The 26217-nt window shown below is 64.5% G+C and carries 29 protein-coding genes; 11 read left to right on the forward strand and 18 right to left on the reverse strand.

All coding sequences use genetic code 11. The annotated features are described in order from the left end of the window. The first annotated feature begins 141 nt into the window (after window positions 1–141). The 4 genes from ACPXYO_RS04500 (at window position 142) to ACPXYO_RS04515 (ending at window position 2392) form a co-directional block, all read left to right on the forward strand. Complete coding sequence (locus ACPXYO_RS04500) at window positions 142–387, forward strand: hypothetical protein (RefSeq protein ID WP_423916988.1); 246 nt, start codon at window positions 142–144, stop codon at window positions 385–387. 111 nt (window positions 388–498) lie between these two features. Beyond that, window positions 499–1011 carry a phosphotransferase gene (locus ACPXYO_RS04505; protein ID WP_423916990.1) on the forward strand — a complete coding sequence of 171 codons (513 nt, stop codon included), beginning with the start codon at window positions 499–501 and terminating at the stop codon, window positions 1009–1011. Between the two features lie 39 nt (window positions 1012–1050). Then, window positions 1051–2049 carry a hypothetical protein gene (locus tag ACPXYO_RS04510; protein WP_423916992.1) on the forward strand — a complete coding sequence of 333 codons (999 nt, stop codon included), beginning with the start codon at window positions 1051–1053 and terminating at the stop codon, window positions 2047–2049. Window positions 2050–2065: 16 nt separating this feature from the next. Then, entirely contained in the window at window positions 2066–2392 is a 327-nt protein-coding gene (locus tag ACPXYO_RS04515; protein ID WP_423916994.1) for a hypothetical protein, read from the forward strand. A gap of 384 nt (window positions 2393–2776) precedes the next feature. On the opposite strand, the gene ACPXYO_RS04520 is transcribed toward ACPXYO_RS04515, so the two are convergent. Further along, window positions 2777–3007, reverse strand: coding sequence for a hypothetical protein (locus tag ACPXYO_RS04520; protein ID WP_423916996.1), 231 nt, complete (start codon window positions 3005–3007; stop codon window positions 2777–2779). Window positions 3008–3143: 136 nt separating this feature from the next. Here ACPXYO_RS04520 and ACPXYO_RS04525 point away from each other — a divergent pair, with 136 nt between their 5' ends. Next, window positions 3144–3464, forward strand: coding sequence for a hypothetical protein (locus ACPXYO_RS04525; RefSeq protein ID WP_423916998.1), 321 nt, complete (start codon window positions 3144–3146; stop codon window positions 3462–3464). Window positions 3465–3473: 9 nt separating this feature from the next. On the opposite strand, the gene ACPXYO_RS04530 is transcribed toward ACPXYO_RS04525, so the two are convergent. Beyond that, entirely contained in the window at window positions 3474–3842 is a 369-nt protein-coding gene (locus ACPXYO_RS04530; RefSeq protein WP_423917000.1) for an AAA family ATPase, read from the reverse strand. 143 nt (window positions 3843–3985) lie between these two features. Between ACPXYO_RS04530 and ACPXYO_RS04535 the strand changes: the two genes are divergently transcribed. Together ACPXYO_RS04535 and ACPXYO_RS04540 are read left to right on the forward strand one after the other, a co-directional pair. Beyond that, window positions 3986–4228, forward strand: a complete 243-nt coding sequence (locus ACPXYO_RS04535) for a type II toxin-antitoxin system Phd/YefM family antitoxin (protein ID WP_423917001.1) — start codon at window positions 3986–3988, stop codon at window positions 4226–4228. Beyond that, entirely contained in the window at window positions 4225–4386 is a 162-nt protein-coding gene (locus ACPXYO_RS04540; RefSeq protein ID WP_423917003.1) for a type II toxin-antitoxin system VapC family toxin, read from the forward strand. The genes ACPXYO_RS04535 and ACPXYO_RS04540 overlap by 4 nt, the downstream gene beginning before the upstream one ends. 34 nt (window positions 4387–4420) lie before the next feature. On the opposite strand, the gene ACPXYO_RS04545 is transcribed toward ACPXYO_RS04540, so the two are convergent. Continuing rightward, window positions 4421–4798, reverse strand: a complete 378-nt coding sequence (locus tag ACPXYO_RS04545; RefSeq protein ID WP_423917004.1) for a DUF2784 domain-containing protein — start codon at window positions 4796–4798, stop codon at window positions 4421–4423. A 217-nt stretch (window positions 4799–5015) separates the two neighbouring features. Between ACPXYO_RS04545 and ACPXYO_RS04550 the strand changes: the two genes are divergently transcribed. Then, window positions 5016–6395 (forward strand): hypothetical protein, encoded by a 1380-nt coding sequence (locus ACPXYO_RS04550; protein WP_423917006.1) that lies wholly within the window; start codon window positions 5016–5018, stop codon window positions 6393–6395. Window positions 6396–6590: 195 nt separating this feature from the next. On the opposite strand, the gene ACPXYO_RS04555 is transcribed toward ACPXYO_RS04550, so the two are convergent. The 3 genes from ACPXYO_RS04555 to ACPXYO_RS04565 form a co-directional block, all read right to left on the reverse strand. Next, window positions 6591–6962, reverse strand: a complete 372-nt coding sequence (locus tag ACPXYO_RS04555; RefSeq protein ID WP_423917008.1) for a DUF2237 family protein — start codon at window positions 6960–6962, stop codon at window positions 6591–6593. 90 nt (window positions 6963–7052) lie between these two features. Then, a complete protein-coding gene (locus tag ACPXYO_RS04560; RefSeq protein ID WP_423917010.1) occupies window positions 7053–7400 on the reverse strand; it encodes a hypothetical protein in 348 nt (115 codons plus the stop codon). A 172-nt stretch (window positions 7401–7572) separates the two neighbouring features. Then, window positions 7573–8757, reverse strand: a complete 1185-nt coding sequence (locus ACPXYO_RS04565; RefSeq protein ID WP_423917012.1) for a citrate/2-methylcitrate synthase — start codon at window positions 8755–8757, stop codon at window positions 7573–7575. A gap of 111 nt (window positions 8758–8868) precedes the next feature. Between ACPXYO_RS04565 and ACPXYO_RS04570 the strand changes: the two genes are divergently transcribed. Beyond that, window positions 8869–10041: a citrate synthase gene (locus tag ACPXYO_RS04570; RefSeq protein ID WP_423917013.1), complete on the forward strand. Its 1173-nt coding sequence runs from the start codon at window positions 8869–8871 to the stop codon at window positions 10039–10041. Window positions 10042–10131: 90 nt separating this feature from the next. Here ACPXYO_RS04570 and ACPXYO_RS04575 read toward each other — a convergent pair whose 3' ends face one another. The 8 genes from ACPXYO_RS04575 to ACPXYO_RS04610 all read right to left on the reverse strand — a co-directional run bounded on the left by ACPXYO_RS04575 (window position 10132) and on the right by ACPXYO_RS04610 (window position 19829). Beyond that, window positions 10132–11271, reverse strand: a complete 1140-nt coding sequence (locus ACPXYO_RS04575) for an acyl-CoA dehydrogenase family protein (RefSeq protein WP_423917015.1) — start codon at window positions 11269–11271, stop codon at window positions 10132–10134. 39 nt (window positions 11272–11310) lie between these two features. Next, on the reverse strand, window positions 11311–12012 hold the full coding sequence (gene urtE / locus ACPXYO_RS04580) for an urea ABC transporter ATP-binding subunit UrtE (RefSeq protein WP_423917016.1): 702 nt from the start codon (window positions 12010–12012) through the stop codon (window positions 11311–11313). Next, window positions 11996–13882, reverse strand: a complete 1887-nt coding sequence (locus ACPXYO_RS04585) for an ATP-binding cassette domain-containing protein (protein ID WP_423917018.1) — start codon at window positions 13880–13882, stop codon at window positions 11996–11998. The genes urtE and ACPXYO_RS04585 overlap by 17 nt, the downstream gene beginning before the upstream one ends. After that, window positions 13879–14742, reverse strand: coding sequence for an ABC transporter permease subunit (locus tag ACPXYO_RS04590; RefSeq protein ID WP_423917020.1), 864 nt, complete (start codon window positions 14740–14742; stop codon window positions 13879–13881). Before ACPXYO_RS04590 ends, ACPXYO_RS04585 begins: the two co-directional genes overlap by 4 nt. A gap of 109 nt (window positions 14743–14851) precedes the next feature. After that, window positions 14852–16225: an ABC transporter substrate-binding protein gene (locus tag ACPXYO_RS04595; protein WP_423917021.1), complete on the reverse strand. Its 1374-nt coding sequence runs from the start codon at window positions 16223–16225 to the stop codon at window positions 14852–14854. Window positions 16226–16402: 177 nt separating this feature from the next. Further along, window positions 16403–17032 carry a response regulator gene (locus ACPXYO_RS04600; RefSeq protein WP_423917023.1) on the reverse strand — a complete coding sequence of 210 codons (630 nt, stop codon included), beginning with the start codon at window positions 17030–17032 and terminating at the stop codon, window positions 16403–16405. Further along, window positions 17029–18213, reverse strand: a complete 1185-nt coding sequence (locus tag ACPXYO_RS04605; RefSeq protein WP_423917025.1) for a histidine kinase — start codon at window positions 18211–18213, stop codon at window positions 17029–17031. Before ACPXYO_RS04605 ends, ACPXYO_RS04600 begins: the two co-directional genes overlap by 4 nt. Before the next feature lie 65 nt (window positions 18214–18278). Next, window positions 18279–19829, reverse strand: coding sequence for an amidase (locus tag ACPXYO_RS04610; RefSeq protein ID WP_423917027.1), 1551 nt, complete (start codon window positions 19827–19829; stop codon window positions 18279–18281). Between the two features lie 219 nt (window positions 19830–20048). Here ACPXYO_RS04610 and ACPXYO_RS04615 point away from each other — a divergent pair, with 219 nt between their 5' ends. Further along, entirely contained in the window at window positions 20049–21416 is a 1368-nt protein-coding gene (locus ACPXYO_RS04615; RefSeq protein ID WP_423917029.1) for a Fic family protein, read from the forward strand. 25 nt (window positions 21417–21441) lie between these two features. Here the strand turns inward: ACPXYO_RS04615 and ACPXYO_RS04620 are convergent, their stop codons facing one another. From ACPXYO_RS04620 to cnbZ, 4 genes are all read right to left on the reverse strand, one after another. After that, on the reverse strand, window positions 21442–22233 hold the full coding sequence (locus ACPXYO_RS04620) for a glycoside hydrolase family 3 C-terminal domain-containing protein (RefSeq protein ID WP_423917031.1): 792 nt from the start codon (window positions 22231–22233) through the stop codon (window positions 21442–21444). A gap of 527 nt (window positions 22234–22760) precedes the next feature. Next, entirely contained in the window at window positions 22761–23015 is a 255-nt protein-coding gene (locus tag ACPXYO_RS04625) for a hypothetical protein (protein WP_423917033.1), read from the reverse strand. A gap of 201 nt (window positions 23016–23216) precedes the next feature. Next, on the reverse strand, window positions 23217–23771 hold the full coding sequence (locus tag ACPXYO_RS04630; protein WP_423917035.1) for a TetR/AcrR family transcriptional regulator: 555 nt from the start codon (window positions 23769–23771) through the stop codon (window positions 23217–23219). 178 nt (window positions 23772–23949) lie between these two features. Continuing rightward, window positions 23950–24699 carry a 2-amino-5-chloromuconate deaminase CnbZ gene (gene cnbZ, locus ACPXYO_RS04635; protein WP_423917036.1) on the reverse strand — a complete coding sequence of 250 codons (750 nt, stop codon included), beginning with the start codon at window positions 24697–24699 and terminating at the stop codon, window positions 23950–23952. Between the two features lie 413 nt (window positions 24700–25112). Here cnbZ and ACPXYO_RS04640 point away from each other — a divergent pair, with 413 nt between their 5' ends. Beyond that, the gene (locus ACPXYO_RS04640) at window positions 25113–26216 is read left to right on the forward strand and encodes an amino acid ABC transporter substrate-binding protein (protein WP_423917038.1); all 1104 of its coding nucleotides are present in this window, start codon (window positions 25113–25115) and stop codon (window positions 26214–26216) included. Window position 26217: the final 1 nt, after the last annotated feature.

Genomic DNA, 26217 nt, shown 5'->3' on the forward strand with positions numbered 1-26217 from the left:
TTCGGAATGAGGTGCGAGATCAAGTGTGGCGTGCCGTCCTCCTGGTGTGTCGGTCGTGCTCTCGTCGCCGTGTTCGTTCCGGAGGCTCAAGTCATCCTTCCGTTGTCGACCACATTGCCCAGACGCCATAGTCTGGATCGCATGGCCCCGAGGGATGTCATCGGCGGGGCGGCGGCTCGTCGTCACCGGATCAAGCGCCGCCAGATGCTGTGTGCTCGATCGGTCGGCTCAGCAGCCAGCATGTCCAAGCACTCCCGGATCCGATGGTTCGAACGGGGCCGTGCGAGGGGCTTCAGCGGCAGTGCTGAGCGACGTGGCTCGAAGGCTGCCAAGGCAAGAGCGGAATTCGAGTACCACCGAGACACTTTCTTCATCCCGGGCTTCTGAGACCGACATGAGCCCGTCCGTCAAACCGGATGCGACCGCCGTCCGTACAGCCTCACAGCACACAGGCGACCGCAGGCGAACGCTGAGCCGCTAGGCAATCTGCAACTGCTCGTGCACCTCGAGCAATCCGGTTTCGATGGTGCCCCCCGATTCCTCGGTGCCGAGCCCGATGGCTCGATCGTGCTCAGCTGGATCGAGGGGTGGGTGCTGACCGATGCCGAGTGCTGGCGACTGGGACTCAGCGAGTTGGCGTCGGTCGGGGAACTGCTGCGGTCGTATCACGACAGCATCGCAGGATTTGCTCCCGAGACAGGCTTCCCCGAAGGCCCTCAGGCAGTCGCCTCGGGTCAGGTCGTGTGCCACGGGGACATAGCCCCGCGCCACACCGTCTTTCGGGACGGACAGGCGACGGCATTCATCGACTGGGACGGGAAGGGATCCTCGAAACGCTCGACAGTCAGCGCCAGGCCGCCGAGCAGCTCTGCACTCTCATTGCCCAGTCAGCGACCGCCGCTAGCGCAGAAGCGCAATTCCGCCCCAGTCGTTGATGACGAAGTGGCGGCAGATATCGGCTTGACACGCTCCGACAGCGGCGTTCGACTTGAGAAGTGTGTCGTCGAATAAGCAATTGGCAGAAATAAGCACGTCACTTATAATATTCACATGCTTATGGAGGTAATGCAGCTATTCGACAGCGTTGGCATCGCCGGGACTCTGAGTTCAGACGCGCATACAACTGCCCATGCAGATGCCGTGCTCGACGCCGAGGTTGACGACATGCGGGTTCGATTCGCTGTCGAGGTGAAGAGCCGCGCTCCGTATCCCGGTGAGACCCGGCGATTGGAGCCCCAGCGAGATCGTCTCGCAGCCGAGGGTGTCCCTCTGCTCGTGGCACCGCTCATTACCGAGTCCACCGGACGGGCGCTCACCGAAGCGCAGTGGTCGTGGGCCGACACCCACGGCAACGCTGATGTCCGTGCACGCGGAATCCGCATCAGTCGGCGCATACCGAGCCGTTCTGTGAGGAAACCGCGTCGCGGCTTGCCGACAGGATCCGGATCGTGGTCGATCATCCGTTCACTCATTTCCGAGGGCGTTGTGGAGGGGGAAACCGAGTTCGCCGAACGAGCTGGCGTCAGCCAGCCTCGGGTGTCACAGGTGTTGTCGGCGCTGTTGGCTGCCGGACTCGTCGAACGCCAGGGGCGATCAACATGGGCCGCGGACCGGCCGGCGCTGCTCGATGCCCTACTGAGGGACTATGCGGGAGCGCGCGGGTTCACTAGCTGGTTCTACTCGCTTGATCCTCCTCAGCAGACATGCGACCGAATCGTGGCCGCTGCAGAGTCCCTGCAGGCTGACGCCGTCATCTCGGGTGACGTCGCCGCTGACCGCCTGGTCCCGTGGCGCGTACCTACGCACACGACGGTGTACACGAGCGATCATCGATTGGCTGCCCACTTTGAGATGACTCCCGCTCAAGGCCCCGAAGACGCGAACGTCGAGTTGATCGTGCCGGCAGATGCCTCGGTACTACGTATCCGCCATGACGGCGATCCGACTCTTGCCCATCCGACGCAGGTGATCTTGGATCTCCAGCGACTCGGCGGGACCGACCGACACGAAGCCGCAGAGGGAATTCGTGAATGGCTACTAGCCCGTTAGAACAACTCGACTTGAAGTGCGCATCGACTGCCTGCCGACCGCTGTCAGCAACAACTATGCCGTCGTCGACGTTCTGACCCTCAAGATCATGGCCCGTACGGTACGGCGCGCAGACAGCGATGCTGTCGACGTCTGGCGCGCACTTGAGGTCTGCGCCGCTGCCGGCATACGCGATATCGACTTCGGTCCCAACGAGGAATCTGTCAGACAGGTCCTCACGACACAGTTCGCGCGAGGCGGTGACGCGATAGATGAGATCGGCCGAGCGCAGAATCTCTCTGACGTCGAAGCCACACGCCGGGAGACAAGGATCCAAGCGCTCATCAAGCAGGTGTTGCCCTGAGCGGGACACCGTTACGCGCACGCCCCGGCTCTACGAGGGGTCGACCGAGCCGGGTGACCGCGCAGTCAGCGAGCCGGTCCACGCTCTGAGCTCACGCCGCGAGGACAGCCACACGATTGGGAGTTCGGGACGCTGCTCGGCCGATGCCGGGATACGCGGTGCGTGTTCGGGTTGAGTTCGCATCGCCCAGCGGACGATGTGGTCGGGATCGTTCAGGATCGTCCGGAGGGGTGCCTCACGACTTCCATTCCAGAGTTCGGTTCGGTGCAGCGCCCGCCGCAGTGTTCGCCGCACGATCCGCGAGGTCACCACCCATCGCGGCAAGTCGAGAAAGATCAGAAGATCGGCACGCTCGGCCAGCAGAGGGCGGGCGACGGGGTACTGCTACTCCGTGACCCACTGATCCTCAGCAGCCAGAGCGATGACGTCGTCGCGAAACGTCGGTCTCGGTTGCCACTCCGGACCGTGGCAAAGGGTGTCAATCTCCACATAGGGCAGCGCCAGGTGGGCCCCTACCTGCCGTGCAAGCGTCGACTTGCCGACGCCTGTCGCACCCGCCACCAAGACTCGCTTCGGCTTCCCCGGCAGCGGATCGGACCACTTCAGGATCGGCACTCCTCCAAGGGTAGGTTCGAAGCTCGTCGGCACTCGTGTGTTGGTTGGTTCTGTCGAGCGGATTCGGTGGAGCAGGTCCCATCCCAGCGGTTCGAAGATTCCCTGAGAGGCACCTTTGCGTTTGGAGCGCGCTCACATGAGGATTCAGATGTTCGTCGAGAACCCGGCTGGGTCGGTTACCAAGCACCTCCATGACGAGGACACGCTCGTCCTCGTCGGGCTGCTCGAACAGTTCGAGGAAACCGGGGACCAGTGCCTCGTCGAGGACCACAACCTCCTCACCTGTCGCGTCGGCGACACCCGCCCCGCCACCGTCGATGAGATCGAGACGCTGAAGGAGTTCATCACCTCGGTATTCGGCGACACCGGTCCTGTCATGCATGTCGGCGCGGTCCGGGACGCCCGCGACGCGGCTCAACTCCTTTCCGACCGCCTCGACTGCGGAGCGGTCATGTGACGGTCACCGTCACCGCACCCGAATCCGCGCGGCGGCGCGGTTGGCCACCTTGATCCGTCCTCGTTCCCGGCGTTCCACCTCGTCGATAGACGGAACCAGGACGACGACATGAAGCCGAGCGGGACGAAGCAGCTCGACCATCTCGCCCAAGAAGTCGCCGAGAATCACGTCTTGGTAGAAGACCGTGAAGCCGGCCGCGGCGTACGCCCGAGCTGCATGCGCGCTGAGCTCGTAGCGGCGGAAGATGTCACCTCGCAAATGAACCGATCGAGACGTCCGCTGGGCGAGTGCCTCGGCGATCGTCGACTTGCCCGACGCCGGGATGCCAGTGATCAGAAAAATGTCACCATCGGGCGACTGGGCAGCTGGCTCGGGCATAAGGGCCGCAACCTAGCGAGCGGCCCGCCGCGTGTCTCTCGAATAATGGCGTTGCGCGCAAGAAACTCTGGGTGAAAGATGCCGCTCAATTGCTGGCCCGAAAATCGATCGAGATCGCAACATCGATCAGATAATCTGATTTCATGACGGAGATCAGCGCAACCGAAGCCGCACGAGGCTTTGCGTCCGTCCTCGATGCCGTCGAGCACCGTGGCCAGCAATTCACCGTCGTCCGGCGCGGCAAGGCGATCGCCCGCATCGAGCCTCTCGGCCTCGGCGAAGGTCGTGAGGTCAAAGAGCTGCTTTCCGCCACACGTCCGGACCCGGCATGGGCCGATGAGCTCGCGGACCTACGCAGGCTGCTTGAGGTCGACGATCGCGCATGACAGCGCTGCTGGCAGACACGCACCGAGCTGGTCAGGCGCGCGGCGCCCACGACCTCATCATCGCCGCCACTGCACGCGCGACTAACCGCACGGTCGTGACCGCCGACCCGACGGGGTTCGATGGCCTCACCGGCGTCTCCATCGCCACGTACGGTTGACGCACCGCTTCAGATTCAGGCGACGCCGCCCCTCTCAGCGTGCAGCGCGCAGACGCAGGCGTGGCACAGCGGTGTACAGCAGCCACCCCCCGCACCACACCGTCACAGCGACCAGCAGAACAGTCTCGCCACGAGCGTCGAGGCCGGGTGCGTAGAACGGTTCGACGAAGTACTGGGAGATGAAGCCGCCCCGGTAGGGCGTGTGACCCGCGAGGCGCCAGAGATCTTTCTCCCAGACCGTCAGCGGGCACGGCAGCCCGGGCAAGTTCACCGCCGCGATAGGCGCCAGCGCGACGAGGTACCAGCGCATCACCCGGGGACTGCGCGCAGCCAGCGGTGCGCCGAACACGATGAAGACGGCCAGCAGCCCGTGGGAAAGCGCCACAGCGGCCGCCAGCAACCATGCGACCACGCATCCACGCTATGCGAGCCACCTCGGCGGCCAATGACTTGACGTCAAAGAGCTGCTCGCTGGCGCACGTGCCGACACGGCATGGACCGGTGAGCTGGGCGACCTGCGTAGGTTGCAGGAGTCCGACCTGGGCAATACGGCGTCAAATTGACGACAACGTTGCGTCAATCAGGCGGCGCGCCTGGCTGTGTGTCGAACGGTGTAGTACGCCTGCGACATGGCGGCGCGATTCCCGTTGCGGACCCGCACTTGGGTCTTGGGTGCTGTTGCAGTCCTCGCTGCCGCAGCGTGCGGTTCGGCCGACCGGGTGGACCAAGTCTCGACTGCCGGGATGGACACTGCCGAGGACTCGACAACCCCAACTGCACTGGTTGCTCCCGTGACGGCCGCACCGTCGCCATCCAGCGAACCGTCGCCAACGACGTCAACAGCGGCCTCGCCGCTCAGCGCATTCGTGGCGTGCGATGACATTCCCGAGCTGGAGAGCACCGTCGAAGGCAATCTGAGCGGCACCCAGAATCCCGATGACGAGCTGACTCGCACCATCCGGGACTACGGCGGACAGCACCGTGAGACGTTCGCCGATCTGTGGATCGATCGGGCGCACGGCGGGGCGCTCGTGGCAGCGTTCACGGACGGTCTTGAGTCCCACCGCGAGGCACTAGCGGCCCTGCTGCCAGACAGCGCGAGATTCGATGTCGTCCGGGCCGACTATTCCACTGCTGAGCTCGAGGTGGTCCGGGCCGAGATCCAAGCCAACGCAGAAGAACTCGAAGGAATGAGCCATTTCGGCATCCGGACGACACGGAACCGGGTCGAAGTCGGCTTCATCGACCCGCCCGACGCCACGCTGGACCGGCTCGCTGAACTTGTGTCCGCAGAGCCGGTGTGCGTCGATGTCTCCTACAGGCCCGAGCCGCCCAGCGGGCCGTTGGACATCGTCCCGCTGGTCAGTGCCGACGACCCGCTGGTGGTTTGCCGCGGCATCGGATCGGTGCGCTACTCCCTGCTGGTCAACCCGCTCTCGGTCGACGAGGTCGATCATCCCGCTGTGGAGGCGTTGCGTGATGAGCTCCGATCTCCGGGCCCCGAACCACTGCTCATGGGCGACTGGTCAGTCATGCGCATCGACGACGACCGCGCCACGTTCGCCATCATCGACGGCGACGTCATCGTCGGGCGTGCATCGTTTCGCTTGGCTGGCGAGAGGTGGGTGCTGTCAGGCTTCGGCACGAGCAACCGCCCGTGCAAAGCACGCGTAGCGCTCCCGCCGGGTCTCGCCCATGTCGAGGTCCACCTCGATCCCGGCTCGCTGCCACAGCCCGCCGACACGAGCATTCACCTGCAGGTGAGAGAGATCGACTGCGCGAGTGGCCGCGAGATGGGCGACGCCCTTCAAGGACCGCAGGTCATCGAGACCGAGGACAGCGTGCTCGTGGCGTTTGCTGTCGTGCCGATCACCACTGGCGCGGTCACCTGCCAGGGAAACCCGTTCACACGGGTGACGGTCGAGCTGTCTCAGCCGCTAGGCGAACGCGCCCTGCTCAACGCTGTGCGGGTGCCGCCCGCACCGATCGAGGTTCGTCCCGACGGCTAGGTTCGCACGTTCCACGAGATGACAGCGCAAGACCCTGACCTGGGGCTTTACCCAATCGCACCAACCGCACGAGGGCGAGAGTGTGTGCAAAATGTAGTGCTGCATACGGTGCGAAATACAGTGCGGAATCAATTGTGGCTCGCTGCGCCGGGGTCTGCGGTCGGACTGGCGCGAAAGATGCTTGCGGGGCGCGGATCAGACTGGGTCGCTGCTGAAGCGGTGGGCCCGGAGGTCGCTGAGGTCTGCCCACTCCAGGGTGCGCGCATGGGTCGCCTCCAGCACGACCTGGGGTGCGGCTCCCGCGGTGAGTGCCTCCGTCCAACGGGACGCGCACAGGCACCAGTGGTCGCCGGGGACCAGTCCGTTGAAGCCTGCGGCCGGCTGCGGCGTAGACAGGTCGTTGCCTGCCGCCTTGGAGAACTCAAGGAACTCAGCGCTCATCACGGCGCACACAGTGTGGACTCCGTGGTCGCCGGAGTCTGTGTTGCAGCAGCCATCCCGGAACCAACCGGTGAGCGGGTCGTATGAGCAGGGCTGCAGCTCACCGCCGAGAACGTTGTGGGCCACGGCGTTCAGTCTCTCAGGTCTCGCAACCCCTGTTGCAGCACCAGCTCCGCCTGAGGGACCTGTTTCCTCAAGAAGTCCCGATAGGAAGATCTAGGCGAGCAGCCCTGCGTACAGCGGCGCCAACAGGGCCGTCATGAACCCTGCCATGGCCAGCATGATCGTGCGGGTCTGCCTAGCGATGGCGCTGTCGACGTAGGCGCGTAGCCGTTCCTCGACAGCGCGCAGGTCGTCTTTGGTGGCGAACTTGCGCAGGTCGTTCTTGGTGGCGAACTTGCGCAGGTCGTCTTTGGTGGCGAATTTACACAGGTCGTCTTTGGTGGCGAGGTTGTCGGTGCCGTGGGGCCAGACGGTCTTCATGAGGGTGGCGGCAGGATCTTCGCCGAGTGTGGTGATGAGCTTGTTCACCAGTGCGTTCCGTTCGATCTCTTCGATGGCCACGGGCTTCTCCTCAAGTGTAAGCATGTGCAGGCGCGCAGGCGGGCGGCCTCCCCGATGGGCGCCCTTGGACCACTGCGGGCGAGTCGGCAAGGCTCGACAAGGGAGCGGTCTCGCAGGCGGTGCGGTGAGGCAGGCGCGCCGTTTCAGCCCGGCGGCGAGGCTGAGACGCAATCTATGGCGTGACAACCGTGGGAGCCGGTGAATTTCGGGCCCGCCGGCTGCGCGCCGTGGCCTCGCCACCCGCCGCGACGTACCTCGCGCTCGGCCGGATGATCTTGTTGTCATTGGCCTGTTCAAGAATGTGAGCGCCCCAGCCGACGATTCGGCTTGCGGTGAAGGTCGGCGTGAAGGCGTCCTGGGGGAGCCCGGCGAGATGCAGAACGACGGCGGCGTAGTACTCCACGTCGGTGACGATGACGGCACTGGGCCGGTGCTCAGCGAGCAATGTCAGGACTTCTGACTCGATGGCGATTGCCCGCTCGACGAGTTCGCCGCCGAGCTCCAACGCGACTTGCTTCAGTGTCTGCGAGCGGGGGTCTGCGGCCCGATAGACGGCATGCCCGAATCCCATGAGTTTGCGACGGGCGTTGAGCTCGGCCGAGGCCCATGCCCGAGCGTTCGCGGGGTCGCCGATGGCGTCGAGCATGTCGAGGACGCGGCTCGGGGCGCCACCATGGAGCGGGCCCGACAGCGCTCCCAGAGCGCCGGCGATTGCGCCTGCGACGGAGGCACCGGTGCTGGTGATGACCCGGGCGGTGAACGCCGAGGCGTTGAAGCCGTGCTCGGCAGTGAGGTTCAGATAGGTCTCGACCGCCTTCGCGTGGACTGCTCGCGGAGTCTCACCCAGCGCTGATCTCAGGTAGTGCGCTGCATACGAGTGGGTGTCATCGGAACTGACTGGCTCGCCACCTGACCGAATCCTGTTGACGGTGCCGAGGACCGTCGGCGCAACTCCGATTGCCCGCAGTACGGCTCGGCGTCGCTCTGCATGGGTCATGTCGATCGTCGGTCGCGGATCGACAACCAGCGGTAGCACGCTGGCCAGGACGGCCAGCGGATCCAGATCCGTGTGCGACAGCCTGACGGTCAGGTCGCGAGCCTCGGAAGCCAGCGCCCGGTAGGTCGCAAGCTCAGCTGCGAAAGCAGTCCCTCCGCCGGACTCGGGCAGCACCCCGTCCATCAGCAAGCGGGCAATTGCCTCGAATGACACCGAGCGTGCGAGGTCGGTGGCGTCGTGGCCTCGGTAGTGGTACCAGCCCTCATCGCCTCGGACCGTGCCGATCGCCGTATTGGCGACGATCAAGCCCTTCAACCCAGGCGGGGCGACAGCGCCTGCGGGAACGAATTCTGCACTCATGGCGGGGAGGCTATGCATGCCTGGATATATTGACAATATTGATCAATGTCAATATTGCTTTGCTCCACACCAACGGCGCGGTGGAGCGCTGGCTGAGAAGAAGCCACGGACATGGATGATTGGCTGACAACTGAGCAAGCAGCCGCCCGCCTCGGCATCAAACGCGAGACGCTCTACGCCTATGTGAGCCGGGGCCTGCTGCACAGGGCGCTCGACGCCGACGGCCGGAGGTCGCGCTTCGACCCCGGAGAGATTGATCGCCTGCGCCAGCGGCACCGATCAGACGGAGAATTCGCCACGCTCGTGTCGACACGAATCTCGCGGCCGACTGACGAAGGCCTGTACGTGCGTGGTCGCGACCTGGTGGCCGAAGCCTCGTTGTCGACGTTTGAACAGGCCGCGGATCGGGTGTGGCAGGCAGGCGCAGATGAGACGTGGCCGTCCGTCGTCGATGCAGACGAACTTCTCGACGACGTCCAATCCCGACTCTCGAGGCATACGCCCCCCATGGATCGGCTTCGCATCGGAGTAGCGCTGGCTTCTGCCGCGGACCCCCTGCGCGATGATCTCTCGCCGGCAGCCGTGCGCACGGCTGGCCGTCGAGCGGTGCGGATGATGGTGATGTCGCTTCCGCGTCGCTGTTCGCTTCAGGGTGATGGCGTTGCCGACGCGTTGTGGTGTCGCTTGGCGCGGCGACAGGCGGGCCAGCGGCGCCGGTTTGCATTGAGTCGCGCTCTGGTGCTGCTGCTTGAGCACGGCATGGCGAGTTCCACGCTCGGGGCTCGCGTCGCGGCCTCTGTGCGCGCCGATCCGTACTCGGTCATCACTGCTGGCCTCGGCGTGCTCGGCGGGCGCCTGCACGGCGCCGCAAGCGCTCCGGTCCACCGTCTCTTCGCCGAAGCCGCACGCAGCGGTGATGCGGCCCGTGCACTGGGTGATGCGCAGCGAACGCTGAGAAGCACCCCAGGGTTCGGTCACGTCACGCTCAAGCGACGCGATGCTCGATGCGGAGCACTGCTGGAAGCCGTCACGAGCGCCTGGCCCACGGACGAGCGTCTCCAAACGGTGCTGGAGGTGTACGACCTCGCGACCGACCGCACTGACGGCATCGCCACCGTGGACTTCGCGCTCGGTGCTCTGACGTATCTGGCAGACATGCAGACCGAGGCGGGTGAGGCCGTCTTCGCTATTGCGCGCACGGTCGGCTGGGTCACTCACGCTCTGGAGGAATACGACGAGGGGCCGCTTCGCTTCCGCTTTCGAGCCCGCTACGTCGGCGACTGATCACGGCGAGATGCCCGCACACGGCCGTGAGGTCGATGCAGCCACCGGCCTGAAGCAGCGACTCGTGACAGCCGGGCTGCAGGGGACCTCTCAGCCGAGGCCGAGTTCGCGCGAAATTACGATTCGTTGAATCTCGCTGGTGCCTTCGCCGATCTCCAGGATTTTCGCATCGCGATAGAACCGCGCCACAGGGGTTTCGTCGATGAAGCCGTAGCCGCCAAAGATCTGCGTCGCTTCGCGGGTCGCCGCCACAGCTGCCTCTGTCGCATAGAGCTTGGCGATGGCTGCCTCCTTCTTGAACGGCAGTCCTGCGTCTTTGCGTGCCGCAGCGGCGTAGGTCACCTGTCGAGCTGTTTCAGCGGCTACCGCCATGTCGGCGCACTTGAATGCGACCGCTTGGTTGCTGCCGATCGGCCTGCCGAATGCGATCCGCTGGTTCGCGTACGCCGTGCATTCTTCGAGACACGCCTGAATCAACCCGACTGCGAGTGCCGCGATGGCGATCCGCCCGTCGTCGAGGGTGGCCAAGAACTGCTGAAACCCTCGGCCGGGCGCCCCGAGAAGGTTGGATTCAGGCACTCGGCATCCGTCGAACCGAAGCCCGTGGGTGTCCGATGCGTGCCATCCCATCTTGTGGTATGCCGATTCCACGACGAAGCCAGAGGTGCCGGAGGGCACGATGATGGTCGAGATGCCGTCGGCGGTGCGCGCCGTCACCGTGACCAGGCTGGTGATATCAGTGCCCGAGTTCGTGATGAAGCACTTCGATCCATCGATCACCCAGTGCGGCTGGTCGCCTGAGGTGTCGAGCGTGGCGCGTGTCTTGGTCGCGCCGGCGTCCGAGCCGGCGTCGGGCTCCGTCAGACCGAACCCGGCGAGCGCTTGACCGGCCACTAAGTCGGGCAGGTACTCGTGCTTCTGTGCGTCTGATCCGAACTCGAAGATGGGCTTGGCGCCGAGGCAGACAGCCGCTTCCAAGGTGATCCCCAGCGACTGATCGGCACGGCCTACTTCCTCGATGGCGATGCACAGAGTGGTGAAGTCCGCCTCTGCTCCGCCGAATTCCTCCGGGAAGATCAGCCCGAACAGCCCGAGGTCGCCCATCGCCTTGACGGTGTCCGTGGGAAAGGTGTGGTCGAGATCCCATTCCGCCGCGTAGGGGGCGATCTCGGCGTTCGCGAAGTCGCGCACGACGGACCGGAATTGGTTCTGCTCGTCGGTGAATTGCATGGCGCTGTACACCTCGTGTCTGGATCAACGGGCTGGCGTCTACAGGGCCATGAACTTGCGTTGAAGGTCCCGATCGTTGCGAAGCTCCGCGATGTCGAGGCTCTCGATGATCTCGCCCTTCTCCATGATCAGACCCCGGCGGGCGATGCGGGCGGCGAAGTCGAGGTTCTGCTCCACGACGAGGACGGCAATGCCGCGCTTGGAGTTGATGTGGTCGATGACCTCCGCGATCTGATCGAGAATCGACGGCTGAATCCCTTCGGAGGGCTCGTCGAGCAGCAGCAGCCTCGGCTCGGAGACAAGTGCGCGGGCGAGCGCCAGGATCTGCTGCTGGCCGCCGGACAAGTTGCCGCCCCGGGCCCGGCGACGGGTTGCCAGGAGGGGGAACTCGTCGTAGATCTCGTCGAGGCTGCTGTCGCTGGAGCGCCCGACTGCCGCGGCTCCCACTTTGAGGTTTTCTGCCACGGTGAGCTTCGGGAAAATGTCCCGGCCTTGTGGCACGTGGGCGATGCCCATGCGGGCGCGTTCGTAGGGCTTGAGCGGCGTGAGATCGGTGCCTTCGAAGGTCAGGGTCCCGCCGGTGCAGCCGACTGCGCCGCTGATGGTTCGCATGAGCGTTGTCTTGCCGACGCCGTTGCGTCCGAGGACGGCAACGCGCTCTCCGGCTTCTAGGGACAGGTCGACGCCGTGGAGGACCGCCGCGGTTCCGTACCCGGCACGCAGATCAGTCGCTTGCAGCATCGGCGTGGCTCCCTCCCAAGTAGATGTCGATGATGCGCTCGTCGTCTGACAGCTCCCCGAAGGTGCCTTGAGCGAACACTGATCCCATGTGGAGCACGGTGACCGGCGCGCCAAGCTGGCGCACGAATTCCATGTCGTGCTCTACGACGATGACGGATGCCTGTTCGCCCAATTCAGTCACGAGGCTGGCGGTGCGCTCGGTTTCGTCTCGTGTCATTCCAGCCGTCGGCTCGTCGAGCAGCACGATGCCTGGATCGCCCGCGACGACCATGCCGATTTCCAGCCATTGCTGCTGGCCGTGGGACAGAGTGCCGGCGGGACGTTCGGCGTCGTCGCTGAGCCCGAGCCACTCGAGCAGGTCCGCCGAACGGTTCCGGGCCGACTCGACAGTGCGAGCCTTTGCGTAGCACGCGAGCCAGAGGTTTTCCCGTGCCGTCAACGTCTTGTAGATGGAAGCGACTTGCAGCTTGATGCCGATGCCGCTGCGGGCCCTGCGGTAGGGATGCCACTTCGTCAGGTCATGATCGTCGAGCGTCACAGATCCCGATGTGGCGCGCAGCTGGCCCGACAGCAATGCGAGCAGCGTGCTCTTGCCGGCGCCGTTGGGTCCGATGAGGCACGACACGCCCCGTGGCGGGAACTCCAACGTGACGTCGTCCACCGCTGCCAGTCCGCCGAATCGTCTCGTTACGTCACGAGCTGCGATACGGCGCGCTGGCTGCTCGATGGCGTCGCGCAGCGCGGTCGCACCGGTGCCGCGTTGACCACCGGCGCCGTCTCTTGCCACGACGCCTTGGTGAGCAAGCTGGCGAGCACTGCCGGCTAGGCGGTTCCGGGACCAGATGCGGACCCGACCCAAGCCGGTGACGATTCCGCCAGGCAATGCCAACACGATCACGATCAGCAGCAGTCCGAGAACGATCGGCTCGTTGTCACCGCTCGCACCGCCGAACCAGGACGAGAAGCCCTTGACGACGAGCACTCCGACAATTGCCCCGGCGACGCTCGTGCGGCCGCCTACCAGCACCCAGATCACCACTAGTGCCGCCGGAGCGAGCGAGAACACCGGTGGGCTAATGAACCGGCCCCACGCCGCGAACAGGGCGCCTGCAAGTCCTGCGATGGCGCCACCGATGGTGAACAGCGCCAGCTTGTGCCAGCGCACGTCGTAGCCGAGCAGTTCTGTGCGCAACTCGTTGTGCTGCAGCGCGACGGCGATCCGCCCGAACGGCCGTCGCGCGATGACCCGGATGATCACCGCGATGAGCAATCCAGCGGCGACGCACACCAAGAAGAACTGCGTCCGGGTGAGAACGTGGCTGTCGGCGCCTGGCAGCCGCCATGTGAGGCGAGGAATGCGAGTCATTCCGTTGTATCCGCCGAACGGGGCGTCGCCAATGCGGTACGCAGTGCCCGATGTCGAGTTCACGAATGCGAACAGCACCAGGCTCGTGGCGAGCGTGATGATCGCCACATACACGTCAGTGACGTTGCCGTAGAACATGAAATAGCCGAGAAGCGCTGCGAAGATCGACCCGACGACGACTGCGGCCACTACTGCAGTGATGGTCTCGCCGGTGTTGTCAGCAAAGTTGATGGCCCAGAACCCGTAGGTGTAGCCGCCGATGCCGTAGATGGCCGCTTGGCCAAGGCTGAAGATGCCGCCCTGTCCCCATACGAGCGTCAGGGACAGCGCGAGGATCGCCTGGGTAGCCCACAGCGACCACTCGAACGCGGTGAATTCCTGCACCAAGTTCGCCAGCACCGCAGCTGCGACAAACGCAGCGGCGGCGCCGGCAAGGTCCGTGCGCAGCCTTCCATGTGCGGTTCCCCCGCCTGGTGCGCTGAGCCGCGCCAGCAAGGCGTTCATCGCAGGCTCCGACGGCCGGTGAGGCCTTGGGGCATGAACCGCAGGATCACGATCGCCGCGATCAGCAGCATGGCTTGTCCAATCACCGGTGTGAACCAGTTCGTGCTGAGGTTCTCAATGAACCCCAGCAGCCCGCTGGCCGACACGGGCCCGGCGACAAAGGCCGGCCCGCCGACGATCACCGTCATGAACGAGCGGGCCACGAACGTCTGGCCCATGGTCGGGATGACGCCGACGAGCGGAGCCAGCAGCGCACCAGCGGCCCCGGCCAGCGCTGCGCCAAACCCGAACGTCCACATGTTCACCCGGGACGTATTGACGCCGAGGCTCTCGGCCATGGTGGAGGATTGCACCGACGCTCGCGCATGCAGCCCGTAGCGGGTGTGGTGCATGACGCCGTAGGTGACCAGTACGCACGCCGCAGCAGCCCCCATCAGCACGACGTTGTAGGTCGACATCGAATAGCTGCCGACGTTGAAGTTGCCGACTGGCACCGCGATGCCCTCGGTCACCGATCCGTAGAGGTTCTCGATGACCTGGACCATGATCAGCGACAGCCCCCAGGTCGCGAGCATCGTGTCGGTCAGGCGGGCGTAGAGCCATCGGATGAGCAACCGCTCGACGATGATGCCGAACACGCCAACGGCCAGCGAAGCGACCAGCATCGCGACCCAGACGTTGAGTCCGTTGCGAACCCCGCTGAGCGTGGCGAAGGCTCCCAGCATGATGAACTCGCCGTGAGCGAGGTTGATGATCCCCCGCATGCCGAAGGTGATTGCCAACCCGATGGACACCAAGGCCAGCACCGAGATCGTCGTGGTGAGATCAAAGCCGAGGTTGAAGAGTCGGTCGAAGGCCATCGGCTCGGCGTGCTCCGTTGTTCTTCGGATTCATGAGGCAGTCGCGGGAAGCGCCGAGGGGTGTTGGCGCCTTCCCGCGACTGCATGTCGCTGGCCCCGCCGGGAGGGATCAGGGAGTGAACTGTTCGTTCGTGTCGGGGCTGGCGATCAGATCGCAGACGTCCTGTTCGAACGACGGCGGGATGTTGTCGAACGTCTCGAAGACGTCGAAGCCGTTGCTGGCATTGGCACGGGCCAGGCTGACCGGCTGGATCAGGTGGTGCGATCCGCCGTCCATGCTCACCTCGCCCTTCGGGCTGCCGAAGCTGACACCGCTCTCGAGTTGTGCGATCACTGCGTCGCGGTCCAAGGTCCCTGCGGCGTTCACAGCGTCAGCCCACAGGTGCCACCCCTCCCAGACATAGACAGCAAGGTCTGTGATGTATGGGTAGTCGCCGCCGAACTCGTTCTGCCAAGCAGTGACAAATGCTGCATTGACAGAGGTGTCGAGTTCTTCGAAGTACGGGTAGGCGACGACGATTCCTTCCGAGGAGGCTGCATCGAGTGCGACTTGTTCGCTGCCCAGTCCGAACGTCGTCGACACGATGGGGATGTCGGCGTTGACCCCGGCCGCGTTGTACTGGCTGTAGAACGACATGTGAGCGCCGCCGACCAGCAGTGACACGACCGCGTCGGGGCTGGCGTTCTGCACCTCGGAGATCGTGGTGCCGAACTCGGCGACGTCGAGGGGGAAGAAGTCCTCGCCCACGATCTCGCCGCCGTTCTCCGCTGCGTACTCACGCACCCAGTCGGCCGAGATCTGGCCGTAGTTGTAGTCCGCGGCGAGCACGTACAGGCGTGGCCCCATATTCTTGATCGCCCACGGGATCAGCACCTGCAGCTGCTGGGTCGGCACCACTCCGGTGACGAAGGTGTTGCGGTCGCACACGCCGCCCTCGTAGAGGACGTTGTAGAAGTACAGCAACTCGGCCTCGTCGAAGATGGGCCGGATCGCCTCACGCGAAGCGCTGGTGATGCCGGCATGGACCACGGCGAGGTCTCGGGCCACCAGTTGGTCGGCTCCGGCGATGTACTCGTTCTGATCAGACTTCGAGTCGAGTGCCACGAGCTCGAGCTGACGGCCGAGCACTCCGCCCTTTGCATTGATGTCGGCGATCGCGAGCCGCGTGGCGTCTGCCATCGGCGTGCCGTAGATGTTCAGCGGTCCCGTCTCGTCGAGGAGACTGCCGACACGGATCGGCTCTGTCTCGGTTGGCGCCGCGGCCTCGTCGTCCGCCATGTCCGCAGTCGTGGTCTCGGTGGCCCCCGCAGCAGTGTCGGCAGCGCCCGCGTCGGCGGCCGTAGCGGTTTCAGTCGCTGGTTCGGCGGCATCATCGCTGCTGGTACATGCCGTCGCCGTCAGTCCGAGCGCGACGAGTGCGACAGCGAGTCTGTATAGGTGACTCCGGGCGCGGGGCCTGGCCACGCTTGCATTTGCAGACATAGGAACTGGTCTCCCCTTCGTGACGCTTCAGTCATCGATCACAGGCGCCGCACCATGCGGCCCCTCCGGCGCGATGCATCTGAGGCGTGTTCTGCACAGTGCTTATTTCGCAAGCTCGATGCGCCGACACACGCGATTGCAGGGTCTCGCGCAACTACGCGCGAATGCAGGTGCTGGCTAAAGGAGTCGCAACTCGCGAGCTATCGCCACGGCTTCTATGCGGTTTCGTGCGTGCAGCTTCGACAGCAGCGCTTGGGTGTAGCTGCGCACCGTGTTCTCCGCGAGATGCAACTCGGCCGCGATCTCCTTACTGGTGCGGCCCAGCGCCATGACACACAAGACCTCGTATTCCCGCAGGGTCAGCGACTCGTACACGCCGCCTTCCTCTCCGAGCCGCAGCGCCCGAACCTTCGGGTCCACAACAAGCGACGGATCCACGTAGATCTCTCCGGTCATCACGCGGCGCAGTGCGTCCACCAGATTGCTGGCGTCTTTCAGCACGACTCCCACCGCGCCCGCGTTCAGGCAGGCCCGCAGCGGTTCCCGGTCATCGAAGGCTGTGTGAATTACGATGCGAGACGTCCGCGAGACGTCAGACAGAAGCCGGCAGAGGTGCGGTGCGAAGCAGTCGCCCAGCTTCAAGTCCAACAGCACCAGGTCAGGTGTCAGCGACTTTGCCAGTACCACCCCTTCGTCGCCGTTGGTGGCCTCGCCGATTATGTCGAAGTCCAGCTCGCCGGCCAACAGCTGGCGGACCCCTTCAATCACCACAGGATGATCGTCGATCACCAGTACCGAAGCGGTCATTGATGCTCGCCGACGGGCATCGTGATGCGGACCGTCGTCCCGCCGTCCTCTCCGGGCCGCACCTCGAAGTCGCCGCCTTGGCGCTGTGCCCGTCGCAGCATCGAGGCCAAGCCCCAGTGCCGGTCGCCCGACGGGACCACCAGCAGCTGGAATTCCTCCGGCAGTCCGTGGCCGTCGTCTTGGATGACCAGTGAGACTTCTGCGTCTCTGAATTCCAGCGTCGCGACGACCATCGACGCTTGCGCGTGCTGTTCGATATTGAAGAAGGCTTGGCGGGCGATGCTGACGAGAGCAGCCTCGACTCGTTGCGGTATCGGACGAATTGCACCCCGCACTACGAAGTGCGCCATGAGCCCCGATCTGCCGGCCAAGTCGTCGATCTCGCTCTGCAGCGCAACGGTCGCGGACTCGCTGGACACGCTGGGCTCTGTGACTTTGAAGGCCTGGCGCATGCGTTGGGTTGCTTCTTGAGCTTGCCGCTCGATGCGCTCGGCGATCGCGGATTGGCTCTCGCTGCCGCCATCGCGCAGACATTGTGCGGCAACGCTGATCGAGAACAGCAGCTGGCTCACGTCGTCGTGGAGATTGCTCGCAATGCGTTGACGTTCGGCATCGACGTGCCGCCGGATGGCAGTGGCGGCTCGAATCGAGGCGGCCATCATCGGCGCCAGGTTGAAGGCGGCTTCTTCGAGCAGCACCTTGGATCGGTCGCCGATCGACCCGATGGAGCGCAGGCCGCCGTACAGGATTCCCACGAGCTCGTTGTCGTACTCGACGGGCACAGCCACCATGCCGCCGAGCCCCTCAGCGGACACCACGTCGGAAAAGTGATTGGTGATGCGCGGGTCGGTGGTGTAGTTCTCCACCTCGATCGGCTGCCGCTCGATCATCACCCTGCCGCCCATGCCTTCGCCCGTCGACAACTGAACTTGGCGGAAACGGTCGGTGCGTGCGCCATGGACGCCGCGCATCGCGTAGTGCGACATGCCGTCACGTACGGCCACTGAAACGAGCGGGAGCCCCAGCAGGCGATGCAGCATCGTGGCGGTGTGCTGGGCGAGCGCTCCCGGGTCGAGGAATCCGACGAGCGTCTCGCTGAGATCCGCGAGCCGTTCGAGATCCTCAAGGCCGACAGCGTCGCTGCCCCTGGTGCCGTTCCCCCTGGGCCTGACTTCAGTCATGGCTCCCTCGCGCTCTGAGACCAACGCTTCCCCAATTGATAGAGCACGGTTCGTGTGCTCTTCGTTCAGCCGTCGAGCCTCTTTCTTGCCACCGGAGATAGGGCGAATCCGCCCACAAGCTTCTCATAGGAACGACCTACCCGAATCAGCGTGCACTCATCCCATTGCTTGCCCACGATGCTCATGCCGACCGGCATGCCATGGCCTGCTGCGACCGGAATCGTCAGGTCAGGATTGCCGGTCACGTTGGAAACCGCCGTGTTGGGAATCATCTCCAGCGCACGCGCCACGTACTCGTCGATCGGGGCGTCACTCGATGGGATTTCTTTCGCCGAGAACGGCAGCGTCGGATAGCACAGTATGTCGTAGTCGGCGAGCGCCGCGTCGACGGCGGCGTTGATCTGCGGGCGAACGTTGGAGGCTCGCGCATAGGCCCCGCCACCGGTATGGGAGATCGTGTGCTCCGCGCACAGCATCACGAACTTGAGCGTCTTCGATGTCAGCTGGGCTTTGGCCTTCCAGCCTCGATGGGAGTGCTCGATCTGTTCGGGGTCGAACCGGCCTCGGTAGTTCATGCCGTAGCCGTTGCCTCGAATCATCTGCCACATGGCACCGTCGGTTGCGATGACGTTCCAGACATGCAGCGCGTCTCGGTGTTCGGGGATCGAGACGGTCTCGACGATTGCTCCGGCGTCCGCGAGACGATGAGCGGCAGTTTCCACGAGTGAGTCGGAATCGGGGTCGCTGAGTCCCTCCCATCCGAATCCTTCGGCAACGACGCCAACCCTGAGACCCTCGATCCCGCCATCCATGCCGGCGGAGTAGTCGATGCCCGATGGCGCATGGGGTTGGCGTGGGTCGTGGCCGTCAGGACCGGCGATCGCGGTGAGGAATGCCGCCAGATCTGCCATGTTTCGTGCGATCGGGCCCAGATGGTCGATGGTCCACTCGATCGGATATGCGCCGGTGTAGGGGACAAGGCCGAAGGTTGGCTTCAGCCCGGCGTTGCCGCAGAACGCTGAAGGCATCCGGATCGAACCGCCTTGATCGCCAGCGATGGCCATGTCCACTTCGCCAGCAGCCACCAGGGCGCCGCTGCCACCCGACGAACCCCCTGAGGTTCGCGACGTGTCCCAGGGGTTGCGAATGGGACCCGTGGCGCACGTATGGCTGGCGCCTGAGAAGCACAGATCCTCGCATGCTGATTTGCCCAGGATCGTTCCCCCCGCAGCCAGGATCCGGGTCACGACAGTGGCATCTATGGTGGGGACGTAGCCTTCGACGATGCGCGAGCCGTTCATCATCGGGATTCCAGCGACCGCCACGTTGTCCTTGATGGCGAACGTCTTTCCCGTCAGCGGACCGAACTCGGATTCACGGAGCTCACACCGGAAGTACCAGGCCCCGAGCTGGTTGTCGCCCTCAGCCGGGTGGTAGCTGTGACGCTCCGGCGCAGCGGGTTTGGATGCGTCGTACATCGCATCGACGTACTCGTATGACCCCAGCGTGCCTTCGATCAGCGCCTGATACACCGAGAGCTCGTCGTCGTGAAGTCCCAGATTCCAGTTCTGCGAAATCGCCCGAAGCTCGTCCAAGTCCGGTACTGGAATGGCCACCGCTACCCCCAGGTCGTCCGTCGTCGCGACCCTCGAAAGGGCCGAACCGTTCGCAGCGTAAGTACGGCCGCGAACGCCATGTCACCTGCAATTGCGGGTACCTGGATGGGGGGGTCAGAGTGACCACAGAGAAGGAGCAGTCCGAACGACAATTCATCGTCAAATAACATCTGAAATGTCGCTAAACTCGTCAGAGCGACAACTCGGAAGGGCACGATCGTGGGTTGGAACCAGCAGCGATTCTGGGACGACCGGACATTCACGTCTCGCGCAGCGCGACCGACCGACCCGAAAGAGCAGGTCTTCTCTGCCTTCGTCCCTCATCTGATCAGCGGATGGGCACCGGAACTGCACGCTGACACATGGCAGCGGATTACCGCTGCGGCCCAGCGATGCGAGGACCTCGCGCAGTCGACAGCGGGCGCTCCAGGGTTGGCTTCGGAGTGGCTCTTGGACCGAGCTGAGAGCATCGCCTCGAGCACGATCGAAGAGATCCGGCCGTCAGCTCGTCGGGTTGCCCGGGCGGAAGCGCAACTCAGCCTCTTTGGCACCCAGCCGCCCCTTCCCGAGATGGAGGCATTGCGCAACGTCGCGACAACAAGGAAGGCGAGTGAGTTGGCAGCATCGAGCGCAGACCTGACGATCGATGCGTTGTGCGAGATCCACGCAACGTTGATGGGGGACGACGACCCGATCGCCGGGCAGCTCCGCGACCGGCAGAACTGGGTCGGCGGCGGCGCCCTTGGCGGCCCGCTCGAAGCTCGCCATGTCGGCCCGCCACCGGAACTCGTGCACGATCTGCTCGAAGACCTCATCGAGTTCATCAACGGCGACGGAATACCGCTCGTGCGTGCAGCGATCGCTCATGCCCAGTTCGAGACAGTCCACCCCTTCCCCGACGGGAACGGGAGAACCGGCCGTGCACTGATCCAGTACATGTACCTGCGCGACGGGGTGATCGGGAGCGGAGCGCTGCCGGTGAGTTCGTCGCTGATGCTCAACAAGGAGCGGTATTTCGACGCGCTCGACCTGACTCGTGTCGTCTGTGCGCCTGATGCACCTCAGCGGTCGCAGGCAATCCGGCCTTGGATCGAGTTACTGGCTGAGGCGACCGACCATGCTTGCGTTCTGCGGAGCAGGCTCACCTCGCACGTCGAATCGCTCACCGAACGATGGGTCCATCAGGCTCGCTCGTCGAGCATTCGAACCTCGAGCGCTGCGTTCCGCCTGCTGCAGCAACTCCCTCAGCACCCCGTGATCACCGTCGACAGCGCAATGGGCCTGCTGCGGGTTGACAAGCGAACAGCCCAACGAGCGGTCGCCCGACTTGCCGACGCAGGCGTCTTGGAGCAACGAAGCGCTGGTCGCCGCAACCGCGTGTTCGAGTGCCGCGACATGATGGACGCCTTCAACGAATCAGTGCGCCAGCAATCTGCTCAGAACCTGACGCTGTCAACGCCCAGCAAGGCCACCGTTGCTCCGACGTCGGGCACATGCGGAGCGCCGACGAGTCGAGGCGGCACATGCGGCCATCCACAGCCGCCCCCGGGTGGTCGTTGCCAAGCCGGGCATCGCAGAGCAAGCTGATCGCGAAGCGGCTCAGCAGGTGGATTCAGGTTGAGAGGCGGCGGGCCGTGGCGGCATCGAACCCCACGGAGAACTCGATCGGCAGGTCCTCGCGGTGCCATTCGCCATCGATGCGCAGATCAAGCAGCGATCGGTCGATCCGGACTCGCATGTTGCTGGCAGTTCCGGGGGCGATGCGCTCCTTGGCGAAGCCCACCAACCGCTTCGCAGGACGTTCGTGAACAGAATCGGGCACGCTGCCATAGACCTGCACGACGGCGGAACCGGGACGCAGACCGGTGTTCCTAACAGTGGCGATCACTTCGTCGCCGTCGAGGCGAGCATCGCCGAGTTCGAACGCGGTGTAGCCGAGGCCGTGTCCGAAGGGCAGGTGGGCCGGAGTGCTCTTGGCGTCGAGGTGCCACTGGCCGTGCAGCAGTCCGTAGGTCGCCGTCTCGGCCTCTGGGTCGAAGTCGGTGAGCTCGCGCTCGTCGCGCGGCACGGCGAACGGCAGTCGCCCGCCGGGCTCGGCCTGGCCCAGCAGCACGTCGGCCAACGCGTTGCCGCCTTCGGACCCGGGGTACCACACCATCAACGTGGCCGCGACGCTGTCGAGCCAGGGCATCACCACTGCGCCTCCCGACATGACTGCCACGATCACCCGGTCGCACGCAGCCCGAGCGTCAGCGATGAGCTGCTCATCGCCCGGATGCAGCCGCAAGGAGCCTCGGTCGCCACCCAAGGGCAAGCCGGCCACAGGGTCGCGGAGCCCCATGATGAGGTCGGTGACGACCAGCCCGTTCCAACCCCAGTCGTCGCGCAGCACCTCGGTGAGCAACGGCCGACCACGCAGCCCCGCGGTCCGTCGGCGAAGCTCAAACCGGGAATGCCGAGCCGGTCGTGCCTCCTATTTTCGCGACGGCTTCACGAACGGCAGTCTCGAGAGAGAAATCGGAACATCGATCGGTTGTTCACTCTCATCCCATCTCAGGAATACAGCATCATGAGGATCTAGGTAAGCCGGCAATTGGGCGAACCCGATTATTTCCTTGAGATTCGAACTCCAACCGATGCTCGTCGCGAATCCAGTGACGTCACCCCCACTCAGCAATTGCATAGGGGGGATACGCCGAATTTTACCGTTGACGATGGGCATCTCATCACGCTCCAAGTATGACGAAATAAGCTGACGCCAATCAACTCTCATGGCCCAAATACGACGTCCGATGCCTCCAGCTTGACTTTCAGTAAGGAGTGCGTTTCTTCCGACAAAGTCACCCTTGTTGAAGTCCACAAAGCGTCCGAGATTTAGTTCGTACGGCGAAGCGTGGTACGCATCATCTACCAAGCCATAGCTATGCGCCTTTACGACATCTGGACCCGTTCGTGCATAGTCAATGGCGGGAAGCACCATGCCAGCCTCAGAAGATCGAGCTGCTGCGTCCTGAGCAGTTCATTGCCCGGCACGGCGGGAGAGGCCAGAAGAACGACGAATGCGACGATGTCAGACCGGTTGGCCACGTACGGCGCAACCATGCCGCCTTCGCTGTGACCGAGCAGACCGATGCTGCCGGCCTCGGTCGTCTCGGGAGCGGAGCAGCTTGACGGCTGCTTCGACATCGGAGGCTCGGTCCTCGATGGTTGCCTCCAGACCGTCGCCCGAAGATCCGCCGACACCACGGTCGTCGAAGCGCAGCGAGGCGATGCCCACTTGGGCCAGCTGTCGGCGCAACGTCTTCGCTGCTGCAGGCGGCTGCTGCCACCACGAGCAGCCGTACGAGCAGCACGGTGAGCAGCCGTACTGCCTCCCGCCGGCTCGACTCAGTGCCCCGGTCTGATTGCTCGGATGAGCCGAGCCACGACTTCGGACCAGTCGTCATCGGTTGGGCGACCCCGCTCCTCGGCCTGAACACGCATGGTCAGATAGGTGCCAAGGCCGAGTGCCTGGCACAAGAAGACGACAGCATCGGTGCTCAACGACGGGTCGATGACGCCGGTCGCCTTGCCTTCGGCCACGATCTCCGCGAGATCGCCCGCTTCTGCCTCCTGGCACTGGGCAACGGCCGGGTGCAGCCACGGTTCCCGGCTGGCGCTGACACATGCCTCGATCCAAAGGTTGCGAGTGTCATCGCGTGTCGATATGAACAGCGCCGCGCCGAGCATCGTGAGCTTCTCGGCAGTGGTCGCCTCAGTATCCTTGATCAACAGCAGCATTCGCTGCGCCGATGTGTGCTCGATGACAGCGGTGAACAGTTCGCGCTTGGTGGGCCAACGCGCGTAGATGGCCCCGGTGGTCAGACCGCACCTGCGGGCGATATCCGAGACGGTCGCGGATTCGTAGCCGCGCTCGCTGAATACGCTGATCGCCGAATTCAAGAGGCGATGCGTGACTTCCTCGGGTCCTCGACTGCGCGATGCCGTTTCAGCTGGAACCGGGGAATCGGAATTCGGGAGAAGCGGCACTGAACGCTGATCGTAGTCTTAACGACTGTTTAGCCAATGCAGCACTTCGCTGACTCCGCGGGCCGAATTCGACCCCCTCTCGATCCCTCTCTTAGATCGTGATCTCGTGCCGGATGCCTCGGACGTCCATTTCGAAGTCGAGATCGTGTACCGGCGGGCGCGACCGGTACCACCGCAGTCCGTGACGGGTCGCTGGTCCCAACGCGGGAATCACCGCGTCCTCCAGCAACCCTTCATGCATGAACACCGTGTACACGTCGGCAGTCGTGACGAGATCCCAGCTAGCGCCCATGGCCCCCAAGCGCGAACCCATGGTGGCCACGACGTGGCCGGCCTTCTCGCGCATGGCCTCGGACCCGGTCTCGCCCTTGCGGATGATCGCGTTGTCGTCGAGCGTCGCTTCGGGAATCTCCCCGGCTCCCGAGACCACGAATGTCGCCGGAGCGGCTCCGTCGCTCTCAGCGGTGTAGGAGAAGGCGTGCAGAACCGGCTCGGTGGGTGGGTTGTGGGCCGGAGCCACATTGGTGCGTGCAACGGGGTTGTGGTCGTCGACGTAGAGATCCCATGACCGGACCAGCTCGACGTAGCCGGCGTTGAATTCCATAAAGCCGGGCATGGAGTACGGGACTGGGCAACGCAGCTCGATCGCACACAGGGCCTGACGCTCCCGCCCGACCTCGGACAGGTGGGCGTCGATCAGCTCGAAGCCCTTCCGCCACGGCAGCTGGGTTCCCAGCGTCGCGTGGACTATCTCGTGGTCCCCCTCGGCTACTACCCCGCTGGAGAACGGGGAAATGCCCGTGAGGAAGCGGTACCCGCCTCGGGGGTTGGCGATGAGCATGGTTCGACTCCCATCGGAAGTGTTCGCTGTGCCACGTCCCGCGCAGTCGCGAGGGAACACCCGGACAGTACTGATCTTGCATGGTCTCGGCACCTGGCGGCAGCAAAAAGCGCTCGGCGAGCTAACCGTCCGACAGCGTGTCGCGCAGGCGGTTGCCCTGCTCGGCGCGATCGCTACGGGACCCCGCGGGCCCGAATCAGGCTCGATGCACCCGTGCCGGCTTATCCGCTGGGCATGGTCCAGCTGACGACAAGCAGGCAGCCGGCGAGCGCCACAGCGATGGCGAGCAGCCAGTCGCCGGTGCGAGCACGGGTCTCGGTGGGTGTGTTCATGGTGACTTTTCCATCTCTGTGCACCATGCTGTTGGGGTGCACGTTGTCCTCACTGCAGTGCACCAAGGGGGTGTCACACGAATGCGAGCTGCCCGTCGCCTGCTCGGCGTAGTCGCCGTCGTGGTGCTGCTGATCCTCGGGTGCGCGTCCGGCGACGATGTCGACGCAGGGACCGCAGCGATGCCAGCCGATCCGGTGCCGGTTCAAGCGACGCAAGACATCGACCTGTTCGAGACGGTGAGGTCGCGGGGCGTCCTCAACTGCGGGGTGTACGGCGCCGCGGTGGCATTCTCCGAGACGCAACCCGACGGCAGCACCACCGGTTTCGACGCCGATTACTGCCGGGCCCTCGCCATCGCGATGCTCGGCGACGCTGGCGCGGTCAACTTCGTGCCGCTCACATCGGCCGAACGATTCACGGCGTTGCAGAGCGGCCTCATCGACGTGCTGGTGCGGAACACGACTTGGACGCAGAGCCGCGACGGCGACCTGAAATTCGACTTCGCGCCAGTCACCTTCTACGACGGCCAGCAGTTGATGGGCCGCGCCCGTGACGGCTTCACGCCTGCATCGACCGTGGCGGACATCGCCGGCGCAACGGTCTGCGCCACCGCTGGAACCACCACCGAGAAGAACATCGCTGACGCAGCCAACGCTGCAGGCGTCGAGATCAGGCTGCAGACCTTCGAAGACCTCGACATCATCACCGACAGCTTCATCACCGGCACATGCGACTTGATGACCACCGATGGCTCAGGGCTTATCGGCCGCCGGAATCGCCAACAGGGTGACCAGGAGTGGGTGATCTTCCCCGCAGCACCCTTCTCCAAGGAGCCGCTTGCCCCGCTGTACCTGCCCAACCAGTCGACCTTTGGCGACATCGTCAACTGGACGATCTACGCGACGATCATCTTCGACGAGAAGGGCATCACGTCTGCCAACGTCGATGACCTGCTGGGCAGCGGCCAGCTCGATGCCGAGGCAATACGGCTGCTCGGTGGCGAAGGCGAGCTGCAAACCAAGATGAGTTTGGAGCCCGATGCGTTTTACGAGGTGGTCCGCCAGATCGGGAACTACGACGAGATCTATGCCCGCAACCTCGAAGCTGTCGGGTTACAGCGGACCGGTACGCCCAATGCGCGATGGACCGAAGGCGGGCTGATCTACGCGCCACCGGCGCGCTGAA

The organism is Candidatus Poriferisodalis sp. (assembly GCF_965237655.1).
Lineage (GTDB): Bacteria > Actinomycetota > Acidimicrobiia > Acidimicrobiales > Poriferisodalaceae > Poriferisodalis.